The sequence below is a fragment of the Plantactinospora sp. WMMB334 genome, from assembly GCF_049179095.1.
Lineage (GTDB): Bacteria > Actinomycetota > Actinomycetes > Mycobacteriales > Micromonosporaceae > Plantactinospora.
This window is the reverse complement of record NZ_JBMHME010000002.1, coordinates 2,546,170-2,560,409: the sequence shown is the minus strand read 5'-3', so window position 1 is coordinate 2,560,409 and position 14,240 is coordinate 2,546,170. Positions and strand designations below refer to the sequence as shown.

13 protein-coding genes are annotated in these 14,240 nt (G+C 72.9%); 5 read left to right on the top strand and 8 right to left on the bottom strand.

The genetic code is table 11. The features are described from left to right. Window positions 1-96 precede the first annotated feature (96 nt). The 4 genes from ACN27G_RS10875 to ACN27G_RS10860 form a co-directional block, all read right to left on the bottom strand. Window positions 97-1,401, bottom strand: a complete 1,305-nt coding sequence (locus ACN27G_RS10875) for a radical SAM protein (protein WP_421492668.1) — start codon at window positions 1,399-1,401, stop codon at window positions 97-99. 218 nt (window positions 1,402-1,619) lie between these two features. Continuing rightward, window positions 1,620-3,047, bottom strand: coding sequence for an AMP-binding protein (locus tag ACN27G_RS10870; RefSeq protein WP_421492667.1), 1,428 nt, complete (start codon window positions 3,045-3,047; stop codon window positions 1,620-1,622). Between the two features lie 87 nt (window positions 3,048-3,134). Next, on the bottom strand, window positions 3,135-3,581 hold the full coding sequence (locus ACN27G_RS10865) for a VOC family protein (protein ID WP_421492666.1): 447 nt from the start codon (window positions 3,579-3,581) through the stop codon (window positions 3,135-3,137). Between the two features lie 184 nt (window positions 3,582-3,765). After that, window positions 3,766-4,878 (bottom strand): glycerophosphodiester phosphodiesterase, encoded by a 1,113-nt coding sequence (locus ACN27G_RS10860; RefSeq protein ID WP_421492665.1) that lies wholly within the window; start codon window positions 4,876-4,878, stop codon window positions 3,766-3,768. A 619-nt stretch (window positions 4,879-5,497) separates the two neighbouring features. Here ACN27G_RS10860 and ACN27G_RS10855 point away from each other — a divergent pair. Together ACN27G_RS10855 and ACN27G_RS10850 are read left to right on the top strand one after the other, a co-directional pair. Then, window positions 5,498-6,862 (top strand): condensation domain-containing protein, encoded by a 1,365-nt coding sequence (locus ACN27G_RS10855; protein WP_421492664.1) that lies wholly within the window; start codon window positions 5,498-5,500, stop codon window positions 6,860-6,862. 401 nt (window positions 6,863-7,263) lie between these two features. After that, entirely contained in the window at window positions 7,264-8,145 is an 882-nt protein-coding gene (locus tag ACN27G_RS10850; RefSeq protein WP_421492663.1) for a sulfotransferase domain-containing protein, read from the top strand. 135 nt (window positions 8,146-8,280) lie between these two features. Here ACN27G_RS10850 and ACN27G_RS10845 read toward each other — a convergent pair whose 3' ends face one another. Together ACN27G_RS10845 and ACN27G_RS10840 are read right to left on the bottom strand one after the other, a co-directional pair. After that, entirely contained in the window at window positions 8,281-8,598 is a 318-nt protein-coding gene (locus tag ACN27G_RS10845) for a hypothetical protein (RefSeq protein ID WP_421492662.1), read from the bottom strand. Between the two features lie 12 nt (window positions 8,599-8,610). Continuing rightward, window positions 8,611-9,267, bottom strand: a complete 657-nt coding sequence (locus ACN27G_RS10840) for a DJ-1/PfpI family protein (RefSeq protein ID WP_421492661.1) — start codon at window positions 9,265-9,267, stop codon at window positions 8,611-8,613. A gap of 98 nt (window positions 9,268-9,365) precedes the next feature. Between ACN27G_RS10840 and ACN27G_RS10835 the strand changes: the two genes are divergently transcribed. After that, the gene (locus tag ACN27G_RS10835) at window positions 9,366-10,334 is read left to right on the top strand and encodes a GlxA family transcriptional regulator (RefSeq protein WP_421492660.1); all 969 of its coding nucleotides are present in this window, start codon (window positions 9,366-9,368) and stop codon (window positions 10,332-10,334) included. Here the strand turns inward: ACN27G_RS10835 and ACN27G_RS10830 are convergent. Continuing rightward, on the bottom strand, window positions 10,331-11,038 hold the full coding sequence (locus ACN27G_RS10830) for a response regulator (protein ID WP_421492659.1): 708 nt from the start codon (window positions 11,036-11,038) through the stop codon (window positions 10,331-10,333). The genes ACN27G_RS10835 and ACN27G_RS10830 overlap by 4 nt on opposite strands. Further along, the gene (locus ACN27G_RS10825; protein WP_421492658.1) at window positions 11,035-12,306 is read right to left on the bottom strand and encodes a sensor histidine kinase; all 1,272 of its coding nucleotides are present in this window, start codon (window positions 12,304-12,306) and stop codon (window positions 11,035-11,037) included. The genes ACN27G_RS10830 and ACN27G_RS10825 overlap by 4 nt, the downstream gene beginning before the upstream one ends. A 133-nt stretch (window positions 12,307-12,439) precedes the next feature. On the opposite strand from ACN27G_RS10825, the gene ACN27G_RS10820 reads away from it, so the two are divergent. Both ACN27G_RS10820 and ACN27G_RS10815 read left to right on the top strand, forming a co-directional pair. Then, window positions 12,440-13,357, top strand: coding sequence for an ABC transporter ATP-binding protein (locus tag ACN27G_RS10820; RefSeq protein ID WP_421492657.1), 918 nt, complete (start codon window positions 12,440-12,442; stop codon window positions 13,355-13,357). Then, the gene (locus tag ACN27G_RS10815; protein ID WP_421492656.1) at window positions 13,354-14,205 is read left to right on the top strand and encodes an ABC transporter permease; all 852 of its coding nucleotides are present in this window, start codon (window positions 13,354-13,356) and stop codon (window positions 14,203-14,205) included. The genes ACN27G_RS10820 and ACN27G_RS10815 overlap by 4 nt, the downstream gene beginning before the upstream one ends. The last annotated feature ends 35 nt before the right edge of the window (window positions 14,206-14,240 follow it).

The following is a 14,240-nucleotide window of genomic DNA, read 5'->3' as shown; positions in this document are numbered from 1 at the left end:
CCCCCGGAGCCGCCCGGTGCCATGATCCAACAACCCGGCAAGCGCGGGAATCGCCGCGCCGGTGCCGTTCCGCGACGACCGGGCGGACCGGGGAGGCTACTCCGCCGGCAGGGTGTCCATGAACGAGCTGACCGAGAAGACCGCGTTGCCGGCGCCGGGCGGGCCGTAGCCGGGCGGGCTGGTCAGCCCGTTCGCCTCCATCGTCGCCCGGTACGCCTCCAGCAGCCGGATGTGGTACTCCAGCGGCGCGCCCTGCGGGTTGGTCCGGCCGAGCGGCGTGGTCGGCTCCGGGCACCAGGTGGTGAACCGGGGGGTGATGCCCCGGGACATGAAGAACTGCAACCCCTCGGTGGTCGACTCGATCGCCTCGTCGACGGTGCCGAAGCCGAACGGCTCCGCCATCTCGATCCCGGCGACGAAGTTCGGGATGACGTTGCGGGGCCCGAAGATCTCGGCGGAGTCGAGGATCCGGCGGTGCCACTCCTCCCGGCCGACGTACCGCTCCTTACCCGGGCAGTAGAGCTCGAAGAGCCGCTTGTCCCACACCTCGTAGTTCGGGTGGTAGATCCGGATCCCGTAGTCGTGGAAGCGCTGCACGTCCGCCTTTGGCAGGGCCTGCGCGACGACCTTGCCGATCCACCGCCCCGGGAAGCGCTCCTCGATCGCTTTGGCGTACCGGCCGTAGAAGTCGGCCTCGGCCAGCCCGTCGACCTTGGAGGTGACGCTCCCGCCGGTCAGGGTGTATGCCTTGGACGCACCGAGGGTGTCGTGCCGGTCGATGATCTCCATCGCCTCCAGCACCTCCTCCACCGGCTTCACCCCGGTGTACGGCCGGCCGGCCGCCTTGTGCTGGCGCCAGTTGTGGTTGATGTCGCAGTACTGGCACTCCTCCTTGGCGCCGAAGTACTGGCAGACCCGGAAGACGGTCAGATAGATCAGGTAGCCCCACTGAATCGTCGGGGCGACCTCCATCACCGACTTGCCGCCCGCGAGGGTGTGCCGGTAGTACTCCGGCATCGGCGGCAGGCCGACGTCGGCGATCGGCCGGTCGTCCAGGTAGAGCCGGAGCATCCCGTCACCGCCGTCCCTGACCCGGTACGGCGAGTCCGGGTTGACCCGCACCGAGACGACGGTGCGGCGCAGTTCGTACGGGCCGCCGGTCAGGACGATCTCCTCCGGCGGCCGGCGCAGCGCCGCCGAGCCCAGCTCGGGCAGGGTCCGGTGGTCGAAGGAGAAGATGAAGTAGGACTTCGGCTTGACCTCGCCGTCCTCGTTGTCGGTAAGCGCGGAGTCGTCGAAGGCCATGCCGCCGCGCAGCAGGTCCTCCTTGATGACCGCCTCGCGAGGAATATGCGGAAAGCGCCCCATCAGGTCCTCGACGAGATCAGTGCGGGTCTGCACGCGCGCTCTCCTCCTCCGCCACGACGCCGCCGGATTCCCCGGCGAGCCTGCCGTCACCATGGCACCCCGGGCCGGCCGCCCGGCGACCGCCTCCTGCGCGGTGTGCCCCCGACCACGCTACCCGCGCCCTCTCCGGGCCAACCGAACGGATCAAGCCTCGGCGAGCCGACGGGGCGGGAGGGCGAGGCGACGGGGCGGGAGCACGTCCCGGCGTACGGTCAGCCCGGCAGCTGCCGCTTCTGCACCTTGCCCATGGCGTTGCGGGGCAGCGCGTCGAGCAGGTGCACCCGGCGGGGCCGCTTGTGCCGGGAGAGCCCGGTGGCGACGAAGTCGATCAGCGCCTCGCCGGTCACGCCGTCACCCACGACGTACGCCACCACCTCCTGGCCGAGGTCGGGATGCGGGACGCCCACCACCGCCGCCTCCCGGACACCCGGATGGGCGAGCAGCATGTTCTCCACCTCACCGGCCCCGATCCGGTATCCCCCGCTCTTGATCAGGTCGGTGCTGGCCCGGCCGACGATCCGGTGCTGCCCGTCCGGCCCCACCGTCGCCACGTCCCCGGTGCGGAACCACCCGTCCGGGGCGTACGCGGCGGCGGTCGTCTCCGGCATCCCCAGGTAGCCGGCGAAGAGGGTCGCGCCCCGCACCTGCAGCTCGCCGATGCTCTCCCCGTCGGCCGGCACGGCCGCACCGGCCTCGTCGACCAGCCGGGTCTGCACGCCGCGCAGCGGCAGCCCGACGTGGCCGGGCCGGCGCTCGCCGTCGGCGCGGGTGCTGACGGTGATCAGGGTCTCGGTCATCCCGTACCGCTCGACCGGCCGGTGCCCGGTCAGCTCGGCGAGCCGCCCGAAGACCGGCTCCGGCAGCGCCGCGCTGCCGGAGACCAGCAGGCGGGCCGCGGCCAGCGCCCGGGCCGACGCGGGATCGTCCGCGACCCTCGACCAGACCGTCGGTACGCCGAAGAGCAGTGTCCCGCCGGCCGCCGCGTACCGGTCGGGGTGGGGCCGACCGGTGTGCACCAGCCGGGAGCCGACCCGCAGCGCACCCAGTACGCCGAGGACCAGCCCGTGCACGTGGTAGAGGGGCAGCCCGTGCACCAGGATGTCGTCCGGGGTCCACGCCCACGCCTCGGCCAGGGCGTCCAGGTCGTGCGCGATCGCGTCCCGGGTGAGCAGGACACCCTTGGGCGACCCGGTGGTGCCGCTGGTGTAGAGGACCAGTGCGGTGGCCGTACCGGGCGGCTCGGCGAGCGACCCGGTCGGGCCGGGGCGGGCGGTGCCGCCCGGCGGGAACGGGGACACGGAGCCGCGGAGCGGCTCGACCGGCACCGGCACCGGGTGCTCGGGAGGGGTCTCCGCCAGCAGCAGCGCGGCACCGGAGTCGGTGAGGATGTGCGCCAGCTCCACCGGGCCGGCGTCGGCCGGCACCGGCACCACCGGTACGCCGGCCAGCAGCCCGCCGAGCAGGCCGACCACCCCGGGAAGCGAGGCCGTGGCGTGGACCGCGACGGCCGGTGCCCCGGCCACCCGGGCGGCGACCGCGGCGGCCGCCGCCCGGAGCTGCTCCCAGGAGGCGGTCCCGCCGTCGATCCGGACCGCGTCCGGACGGTCGGGCAGCATCCCGTCGAGGGCCGGCAGCAGCATCGGTTCCTCCGTCCGTCGGCTGCCGACGATCCTGCCAGCAGCCGACCGGCCGCCCGGACCGGGCTCACCCGGGGCGGCAGCGCCGGCTCACCCGCTACCGGGGAGCGGATCGGCCAGGATGCCGGTGGCCTGACCGACCTCGATCAGGTAGCCGTCCGGGTCACGCAGGTAACAGCGGATCTCGACGCCGTGGTCCTTCGGCTCGGTGAGGAACTCGCCGCCCCGGGCCGACCACTCGGCGTGCACCCGGCGTACGTCCGTCACGCGGATGTTCATCGCGCAGCCGAGGGTCGCCGAGTCGGCCGGGGCCCGGGCCTGGACCGCCGGCTTGTCGTCCGTCGGCCCGCCCTGGGTGTTGAGCACCAGGTAGCTGTTGTGGAACCGCAGGATGCAGGGCTCGCGTTCCCGGACGCAGCTGGCACCGAGCACCCGCTGGTAGTACTCCCGGGACCTGTCGACGTCCCGGACGATCAGCAGGGTGGTGAGCACCGCGCCGTTCTCGGGCCGGAAGTAGTCGGGCGCCTCGCCGGTCATCGGCTCCTCCTGACGAGGACCATCACCAGGCGCGGTCCGACCTGCCCCGAATGGTTCTTCACCTCGGGTTTCTACCACGGCCGGTGGCCCCGGGAGGGCGGGAACGCCGGCTGTGCCGACCGGTGGGCGACACGTCCGGGGCCCGGACGGTCGCCCACCGGGCGCCGGAGGTGGCGGACAGCGGTCAGGCCATCCCGGCCCGGGCCGCCACGGCGGTGTCCGGGTGGTCGCTGAAGACGCCGTCCAGGCCGAGGCCGTAGAAGAGCTCGTACTCGGCGATGATGTCGCCCCGGGCGTTCGGGTCGGCCCCGATCCGGAAGTCGGCCGGCAGGAACTGGTTCTCCGCCCGGAAGGTCCAGGCGTGCACGACCAGCCCGGTCCGGTGCGCGTCCCGGACCACGGTGGTCGGCGTGAGCAGCCTGCCGGTCGGGTCCCGGGGCACCACGAGGTTCTTGTTCACTCCGATGCCGTCGGCGTAGCCGTCGATCCACCGCAGGTTCTCCGGCCTGGTCAGGTCGACGTAGCTGCGCGGGTCACCGGAGACCGTGAAGTCGTACGGCCGCCCGGCGGCGTCCAGCAACTGGACCAGCCGGACGTCGGTCAGCCTGTTGAGCTTCCGCAGGTTGGCGGTCTCGAAGGACTGGATGATCACCCCGTCCCGCTTGCCGGTGAGACCGTTGCGCCCCAGCACCCGCACCAGCGGCTCCTCCAGCGCCAGCCCGATCGACTGGAAGTACGTCGGGTGCTTGGTCTCCGGATAGATGCCGATGGTCCGGCCGAGCCGCCGGCTCTCGCTGCGGGCCAGGTCGATGACCTCCTGGAGGGTCGGCACCGGGAACCGACCGTCGAACACGGTGTTGGTCACCCGCACCTGCGGAAGCCGCTCCTTCGCCCGCAGCGTCTTCAGCTCGGCGAGGGTGAAGTCCTCGGTGAACCAGCCGGTCACCGTGACCCCGTCGATGGTCCTGGTGGTCCGCCGGGCGGCGAACTCGGGACGGGCCGCGACGTCGGTGGTGCCGGAGATCTCGTTCTCGTGCCGGGCCACCAGCACGCCGTCCCTGGTGGATACCAGGTCGGGCTCGATGAAGTCGGCACCCATCCGGATCGCCAGCCGGTAGGCCTCCAGGGTGTGCTCCGGGCGGTATCCGCTGGCGCCGCGGTGCGCGATCACCAGCGGCCGGTCACCGGCCACCGGGCGTGACCGGTCGTCGTGCGCGGCGGCCTGGCTGGCCGGCACCGCCACCGCGGTGGCCAGCAACGCGCCGGCGAGGCCGAGCACGGAAAGGGTACGTGGCAAGGTCGTCTCCCGTCGGTCGGAGCGGGACGGTGCCGCCAGGGCACGCGGCACCGCCGTCGGATCGACCTGGAATCCAACCCCCTCCGGGCGACCGGAAGTGGGGCGGTGGCTTTCCGGCCGGTGAACCTCCGGGGTTCCGGCACCCGGCAGCCGATCCCGACTCCCGCCGTGAGCTCGTCATCTCCGCACCTCGTCCTCGCCCGCCCGTGCCGTTCTGCCTGCCGCAGCCCGCCGCCCGCCGCACCGCCGCCCGGACAGGTTATGCGGCGCACCGCAGCCGCGCGGTCCGGCCGACCCGGCGTGCCGCATCCACCGTTCCGCCGAGCAGAACGGCGATCCACCAGAATCCCGGCGAAGAGAACGGGATCGAGCCGGAGGCGTGGCGGGGAGACAGCGGCACACCACCCCTGGTAACGTCGGCGACACTCGGCGTCCAGTTAAGGATCTCCATGTTTCGTCCGGCGCCGTCGTGCGACCGATGGTTGCCCAGACAGGGAGTTGTCGCTGCTCAGATGAGCCTTTCAGTTCTTCTCGCGTCGCGGGTGCGCAGCGCACCGGGCCGTCCGGTGGCCATTCCCGGCGCGCCGGGCGCGGCGATCCGGCCTTCGGAGGTGACGGGATGACCAGTCCGGTCGACGTACGGGTCCGCTACCCGCTCTCACCGGTCCAACGTGGCATCCTCCACCGGGATCCCGACGAGGTGGATCCGGCCACCGATCTCGAACAGGTGCGACTCGTCATCCGTGGCCGGCTTCGGGTCCCGGAGTTCCAGCAGGCCTGGCACCGGGTGATCGGTCGGCACGAGGTGCTGCGCACCGGATTCGACAGGCCCGGCGGCGGGGAGGCCGCCCAGGTCGTGCCGGCGGAGGTGCCGGCGCCCGAATGGCACGTCGACGACCTGCGGACCATCCGCGCCTGCCAGCGCCGTCGCGGCCTCGCCGAGTTCCTCGCCACCGACCGGCGCCGGCGATTCGCCCTCGACGCCCCGCCGCTGTTGCGGTTCGCCCTGCTCCGCGTCTCCGAGACCGAGCACCTGCTGGTCTGGACCGCCCACCACCTGGTCGTCGACGGCTGGAGCCTGCCGATCCTGCTGGGCGAGGTGCTGGCCGAATACCGGGCGGCGATCGAGGGCCGGGACGCCACGCTGCCGGCTCCGGCACCGCTCCGGGAGCACCTGGACCGGTCGACCTCCGCCGACCTCGCCGAGGCGGAGGAGTTCTGGCGCTCCGAGCTCTCCGGGCGTCCGGTGCCCGGGCCGTTGCAGAGCGGGACGCCGGGCTGGCAGGGCGACCCGGCGGACGCGTTCGACGAATACTCCCTCGAACTGACCAACGAGGACACCCACCTGCTGGGCGAGACCGTCGGAGAGCAGCGGATCACCCTGAACACCGCGATCCAGGGCTGCTGGGCCCGGCTGCTCGCCGCCCGCGCCGGGGTCGACGACATCGTCATCGGCTCGACGGTCACCGGGCGGGCGGGCTGGCCGGCGGCGGAGTCCGTGGTCGGCCCGCTGGGCAGCACCGTGCCGGTCCGGGTCCGGATCCGCCCCGACCAGCCGGTCGGGGTGTGGTTGCGGGGGTTGCAGGCGCGTCGGGTGCTGGCCCGGCCGTACGAGCACGTGCCGCCGGCATTGATCCGGTCCTGGGCAGGACCACCCGCCGACGGGCCGATCTTCGAGACGGCGCTCGACTTCGAGACCTACCCGATGGACAACGACCTGTTCAGCGGTACGCCGGACTCGTCGACCCTCTCCGTGCGCTTCGACGGCCGCTGGTCCGCGTCGTACCGTCCGCTCACCCTGCTCGTGGTGCCGGGCGAGCGGATCGGGCTGCACGCCCGGTACGACCTCCGCCGGCTCGCGCCGGAGACGGTCGAAGCCCTCCTCGCCGACCTCGCGGTCCTGCTGAGCCTGGTTGCCACGGATCCGGACCGCCCGGTCTCGGCACTCCGCCCTCCGGACGACGAACCGGCACCGGTCGACTAGCCGCCACCGGCCGGCGGGGCGGCCATCGCGATCGCGGCGGCGCTTCCTCTTCTCGACCCGGTTCTCGACCCGGCCTGTCGGGTCCTTCCCGATAGGCCGGGTCGCCTCCGTCGGCGGGTGCGGGGCGGGTACCCTCGCCCAATGACCGACCCGCCGGAACGGCCGATCCTCCGACCGGCGGCCGGGACGGCCTTCCGCCTGCCGCGCGGGCCTCGTGACGGAGTCCGGCGTGCTCCATCACCATCCGTGGCGTGTAACGGGTCGACATCCGGTCGGTCTGTCGGACGTGGCGCCATCAGCGGTAACCTTCTGGGGCTGAGAGACGAGCTGGCCCGGAATGCTCGTCTCGACTGTCCTGACGTGTTTCCCCCGGCACACAGACGCGGAGAGAGTCCAGCCCGATGATGAATCGCGCCGTTACGTTCACCAAGCACCACACGCCCAATTCCGTGCGTGTGGTGGCGCGACGAGTGATGTGCGATGCCCACAACGCCAGGCTGCGACTCGCCGTGCCGGTGGATTCACGCAGTGACTACGAGAACATCTTCCACATCACGATTCGCAAGACGGCCAGTCAATGGATCAAGGCGATCTTCAACGATCCCATCATCTACCGCTACTCCGGACTGCTGCCCTACGATCCGCGCCCCTACAAGTGGCGTTACCCGGACGCCTTTCCCACCGAGCGCATCGTCTCGTCCCTCTTCCTCTCCTACAACGGCTTCACGCGCGTCCCCAAGCCCGACAACTACCGGGTGTTCTTCATCTACCGGGATCCGCGCGACACGGTCGTCTCGAGCTATTTCTCCAACCGGAATTCACACACGGAGATGGGCGACGTTTCCGAGGTACGGAAGGCCCTGCTCGACAAGCCGTTCAAGGAGGGCCTGCTCTACATCATCGACCACCTCGCAAAACGAGGCACCTTCAAGTCGCTCCGGGGCTGGGCGACCGCTCCGGACACCGACGCGATCCGGCTGTTCCGCTATGAGGACCTGACCGGGGAGCGTCAGGCGGAGGAGATGGAGCGACTCATGCGGCACTGCGGGATCCCCATCCCGCCCGCCGAGCTGGCGGCTCTGCTCTCCCGTTACAGCTTCTCCAACATGCAGCGCGGCAACGCCGTCGGGACGGTCTCGCACTACCGGAAGGGAAAGGGCGGCGATTGGCGCAACCACTTCGACGACGACGTCCAGGAGGCATTCCTCAAGGCAACGGGTGACCTCGTCCAACTCCTCGGATACGAGGAGTCTCCGCGCACGGGGCGGGCCCAGGACGCCTGACCGCTGGCCCGACCGGCAGCGGCCCGACCGGCAGCGGTCCGACCGGCAGCGGTCCGACCGACCGCCGCCCACCCCTCCCGGACTGGACGCGGGTGTTCTGGCAGCGGCGCAGCACGAACCGGGCGCCCGCGCCGGCTACGCCGACGCGTCGTCCTCCCGGCGGGTGCCGGTGACGGTGGTACGCGGCAGGCGCCCCGCCCGGGAGTAGCCGGTGAGGGTCGCACCGTCCACGACCACCTCGAAGTCGAGGTTGAGGCGCAGCGGACGGGTCACCGACTGCCGCCAGGTCACCCGGGGACCGTCACAGGCGAGCGCGGCCAGCGGCACGGTCTCCGCCGCCGTCGACGCGGTCCCGGAGAGCACGCCGCCGGTGTCGGTGAAGACGTAGACGGCACCCAGTGTGCCGATCGGGGTCTTCAGGCGGACGTCCCAGGTGCCGAGGATGGTGTGCACGGTGACGTCCCTTCAGACGACGACGGGAGTACGGCCGGCGTCGCGCCAGACGATGCCGCGCCGCTCGTACTCGAACAGGGTCTCGACGGCGTGCGCGACCCTCGGGCCGAACTCGCGTTCCAGGATGTGCAGCCCGAGGTCCAGGCCGGACGTGACGCCCCCCGCGCTGACGAGGTCGCCGTCGTCGACCACCCGGGCCGGCACCGCGTGGACGCCCGTCGCGTCGAGCACGTCCATGCCGAGCACGTGCGTCACCGCGTGACGGCCCTCGATCAGGCCGGCCATTGCCAGGGCGAGGGATCCGCCGCAGACGGCCGCGACCGTCACCTCCGGGTTGCGTAGGGCGGCGGCCACCAGCGGCGCCGCCGCCGACTCGGCGAACCTGGCCAGCAGCACGGGGATGGTCACCACGCCCTGGTCGGGGTCGCCGACGGTGGGCCCGCTGACCCCGGGTACCACGACGTAGCCCGGTCGGTCCGGGTCGAGCCTCGCCGTCGCCCGCAACGTCAGGCCCCGGGTGCCGCCCACCACCTCCCGCGGGCCGTCGGCGGAGACGAGTTCCACCGCCAGGGCGCCGCCGGCCGCGTCGCTGCCGGCCGCGAGCACCTCGAAGGGCGCGATGACATCGAGCGGGTCGAACCCCTCGTACAACACGATCTGTACCAGCACGCCACCGATCATCGGCCTCGGCGAGCGGCGCGACGAGTGGCAAGATTGTCATCGTCCGACCTATTCTTGCCATCCATCTCGACACAGGGAGCGTCGCGGTGCACACCGTCGCCGTCCTGGCCCTGCCGGACACGATCGCGTTCGACCTGGCCACGCCGATCGAGGTGCTCGGCCGGGTGCGGCTGCCGGGCGGGCGGGCCGGCTACCGGGTGGTGGTCTGCGGCAGCGCACCGACGGTCACCGCCGGCCCGCTGCGTCTCGCCGTCGACCACGGCCTCGACGCGCTCGCGGAGGCCGACACCGTCATCGTTCCCGGCCGGTACGACCCGGCCGCACCCGTGCCCACCGAGGCGCTGGCGGCGCTGCGGGCCGCCGCGGCCGCCGGCACCCGGATCGCGTCGATCTGCGTCGGCACCTTCACCCTCGCCGCCGCCGGGCTGCTCGACGGCCGGCGGGCCACCACGCACTGGGCCGCCGCCGAGCAGTTGCGGACGGCGTTCCCGACCGTGCGGGTGGACGCCGAGGTGCTGTACGTCGACACCGGGCAGATCATCACCTCGGCGGGGGCGACCGCCGGCGTGGACATGTGCCTGCACCTGGTGCGCCGCGACCACGGCGCCGCGATCGCCGCCGACGCGTCGCGGCAGGCCGTGGCACCGCTGCACCGCGAGGGTGGGCAGGCGCAGTTCATCGTCCGTCCCGGCCCGGGCGCCGCCGGGATCGGCCTCGGCGCGCTCCTGCAGTGGCTGCAGGTCAACGCCTCCGAGAGACTGACCCTGGCCGACGTGGCCGCCCGGGCCGGGCTCAGCGCGCGTACGCTCAACCGCCGTTTCCACGAGGAGACCGGGCGCACCCCGATGCAGTGGGTCACCGCCGTGCGCGTCCGCCGGGCGCAGGAGCTGCTGGAGAGCACCGACCACGGCGTCGACCGGATCGCCCATCTCGTCGGCTTCGCCTCGCCGGCGCACTTCCGGGTCCAGTTCAAACGGCTCAGCGGAGTCGCGCCACAGGCTTACCGCAGCACCTTCCGGGCCCGGCCGAGGCCCGCGGCGAGCGCCGTCGGTTAGCGCAGCCCCGGCGTCACGAGCCCGCTCTCGTACGCCGCGATGACGAGCTGGGCCCGGTCCCGGGCGCCGAGCTTGCTGAGTACGCGTCCGATGTGGGTCTTCACGGTGCCGAGCGTCACGTGCAGGTGCTGCGCGATCTCGGTGTTGGAGAGCCCGCCGGCGATCAGCGTCAGCACCTCCCGTTCGCGCTCGGTGAGGCTCTCCAGGCGCGGCTGCGCCCCGGCGACCGGGCGGGCCTGGCGGGCGAAGGTCGCGATCAGTCGCCGGGTGATCCCGGGTGCCAGCAGACCCTCACCGCCGGCGACCACCCTGATGCCGGCCAGCAGGTCGGCGGCGGTGACGTCCTTGACGAGAAAGCCGCTGGCACCGGCCTGCAACGCGGCGTAGACGTACTCGTCCAGATCGAACGTGGTGAGGATGAGCACCCGCACCGGAGCGGTCGCCGGATCGGCGCAGATCCGCCGCGCCGCCTCGATGCCGTCCATCTCCGGCATCCGGACGTCCATCAGCACCACGTCGGGCAGGTGCTGCCGGGCCAACCGCACCGCCTCGGCGCCGGTGGCGGCCTCGCCCACCGCGGTGTAGCCCGGCGACACCTCGAGCAGGGCCCGGAAGCTCTCCCGCAGCAGCGCGTGGTCGTCGACGAGGAGCACCCGGATATCCGGGGAGGACGATCGGTCCGAGGAGGACGCCGCGGCCGTCACGCCGTCCCCTCCATCCCGACGCACGGATCGCCGGCCGTGGCGTGCGGACTGCCGGCCGCGGCGTAGGGGATGTCGGCGACCACCTGGAAGCCGCCCTCCGGCCTCGGACCCACCGTCAGGGCGCCGCCGTATGTCGCCACCCGCTCACGCATGCCGATCAGGCCCTGCCCGGCCCGTCGCCGGACGGATGCCGACGGCCGGGGCGCGCGACCGTCGTCCAGGACCTCGATCCGCACCCCGCCGTCCCCGGCCCGCACCGTCACCTGGCAGCGGCTGACCCCGGCGTGCCGCACCACGTTCGTCAGGGACTCCTGCACGATCCGGAACACGGTGAGGTCGACCGCCTGTGGCAGGCTGTCGGTGCCCTCCATGCGCAACTCCACCCGCAGCCCGGCGGAGCGGAGCCGCTCGGCGAGGTCGGGCAGGTCGGCGGTTCCGGGTGAAGGGCTGAGGTCGGCGGCCGGATCGGCGGCCGGATCGGTGTCCGAGCGCAGTACGTCGAGCAGCCGCCGGATCTCGGTCAGGGCGGCCCGGCTGGTCTGCTCGATGGTCAGCAGGGCGGCCCGGGTCTCGGCCGGCCGCTCGTCGGCGATGTGGTTGGCGACGGTGGCCTTGACGGCGATCAGGCTCATGCTGTGCCCGACGATGTCGTGCAGCTCCCGGGCGATCCGCAGCCGTTCGGCGGAGACGGCGTCCCGGGCGAACTGGCCGGCGAGGTCGGCCTGGACCGTCCGGCGCCACCGGACCACGCGGCCGACGGCCCAGGCCGCGGCGACCGCCACGGCGACCACGCCGAGCTCGACCTGCCACCACAACGGCGCCTCGCTGCCCGGTGCGTCCGCCGGATCGATTCCGAACCTGTGGTAGAGCCACGGGATCGTGGCTGCCGGCCCGGCCAGGCCGCCGGCCAGGACGGCCACCGCGGCGACGGGGCCGGTGGCCGCCGCCGCCGAGTAGAGCGCCACCGCGACGGGCAGGTACGTCACCCAGATGACCCCGGTCCCCACGGCGCCGAGCGCGGTGGCCGTCGCGGCGGACGCCGCCACGATGCCCAGGACCGGCAGCGGCCAGCGACGGCGGACCGCCAGTGGCAGCCCTACCGCCGCGCCGGCCAGCCAGGCCACCCAGGCCGGGCCGGTGAGGACCGGACCCGGCGGGTCCAGCGTCGCGTACGCTGCCAGCCAGGCCAGGCCGACGGCGGTCGCGGCGTCCAGCACGTGACCGCGTACGCCGGGACCTGCCCGGCCCCGGTCCTGCCCGGAACGCATGCGCCAACGCTATAGCGGCAGCCGTGGGCGGCGCGTGGGACCGTGGTCGGACGTGGCGCTGCGACCGTGGTGGCAGTCGGACTCCGGACCGTGGTCGGACGCGCGTGACCGCCCGCATTGACACCATTTCCGCATGATCGAGGTAAGGGAGCTGACCAAGCGGTACGGGCCGACGAGAGCGGTCGACCGGCTGTCGTTCGCGGTCCGTCCGGGCGTGGTGACCGGATTTCTCGGCCCGAACGGCGCGGGCAAGTCCACGACGCTGCGCATCATTCTCGGCCTGCACCGACCGACCTCCGGCGAGGCGCTGATCGGCAACCGCCGGTACGACCGGATCCGCCGCCCGCTGCACGAGGTGGGCGCCGTGCTCGACGCCGATGCCGCCCACCCCGGCCGCACCGCCCAGCAGCATCTCGCCTGCCTGGCCCGCAGCAACGGCATCGGATCGTCCCGGGTCACGGCGGTGCTGGAGCAGGTCGGCCTGGCGAGCGTGGCACGCAGGCGGGTGGGCGGGTACTCCCTCGGCATGCGCCAGCGGCTCGGGATCGCCGGTGCCCTGCTCGGAGATCCGGCGGTGATCGTGCTCGACGAGCCGGTCAACGGGCTCGACGCGGCCGGCATCCGGTGGATCCGCTCCACCCTGCGTTCCCTGGCCGCGGAGGGCCGCACGGTGCTGCTCTCCAGCCACCTGATGAGCGAGATGGCGCTCACCGTCGACCACGTGCTGATCGTCGGCCGGGGCCGGCTGCTCGACGAGACCTCGGTGCCCCGGATGCGGGAACGCTTCGCCCGCGACGTGCTCGTACGGTCGCCGCGTGCGACCGAGCTCGCCACCGTCCTGACCGGTCTCGGCGCGTCGGTCACCGCCGGCGAGGACGGCAGCCTCGTCGTGACCGGCCTGGACGCGCCCACCATCGGTGATGCCGCCGCGGCGGCGGTGGTTCCGCTGCACGGTCTGACGGCGCGCAGCGCCACCCTGGAGGACGTCTACCTGGACCTGACCGGCGAGGCGGTCGAGTACCGGGCCGCCGAAGGGACGGCACGGCCATGACCGCGGAACGGGTCCATTCGGGCACCGCAGGGCCCGGCAGGGATGCCGCCCCGGCCGCCGTGTCCGGCGTACGCGTGTTCCGGGACGCGGTGGCCGCCGAGTGGTGCAAGCTCGGAACGCTCCGCTCGACGTACGCGTTCCTCGCCGGCTGCGTGACGGCAACCCTGTTCGGGATGCTCGTCCTCTACTTCCTGATCCGGGCCTACGACCGGTCGACCTCGGCCGAACAGGCGAACTTCGAGACGGCCGACCCGACGGTGGTGGTGATGCCGGTGGTGGCCTTCTTCCTCGGGTCGATCGGCGCGATGTCGATCGCGAGCGAGTTCACCACCGGCTCCATCGGGCCCGGCCTGCTGGCCGTGCCGCAGCGTCTGGTGCTGCTGGGCGCCAAGGCCGTCACGGCCGCCGCCGTGGGGCTGCTCGGCGGGTTGCTCTTCGCGCTGCTGGCCGACGTCGGCGCGATCCTGTTGCTGGGCGACCGTCCGGCGCCGCTCAATCCCTGGCAGACCTGGACGGACGTGATCCCGACGGTGGTCTGCGCGGCGCTCGTCGTGCTGGTCACCGGCGTGCTGGGCCTCGGTCTGGGCGCCGTCCTGCGCTCGACCGCGTCGACGCTGGTGAGCCTGGGCGGACTCGTCCTGGTGTCGCCGATCTTCGCGCACTTCCTGCCGACGGCGTGGCAGTTGCGGTTCGGCTCGATCCTGCTGCCGAACCTGACACCACAGCTCGCCGGCAGTGACCACCCGTGGCTGCTGTCGCCGACCGGCGCCGCCGCCGTGCTGGTCGGGTACGTGGTCGTCGGGCTCGGCGCCGGCGCGTGCAGCTTCCGCCGCCGCGACGCCTCCTGACTCGAGCGTCGTGACCCGACCCGCCCTCCGGCAGC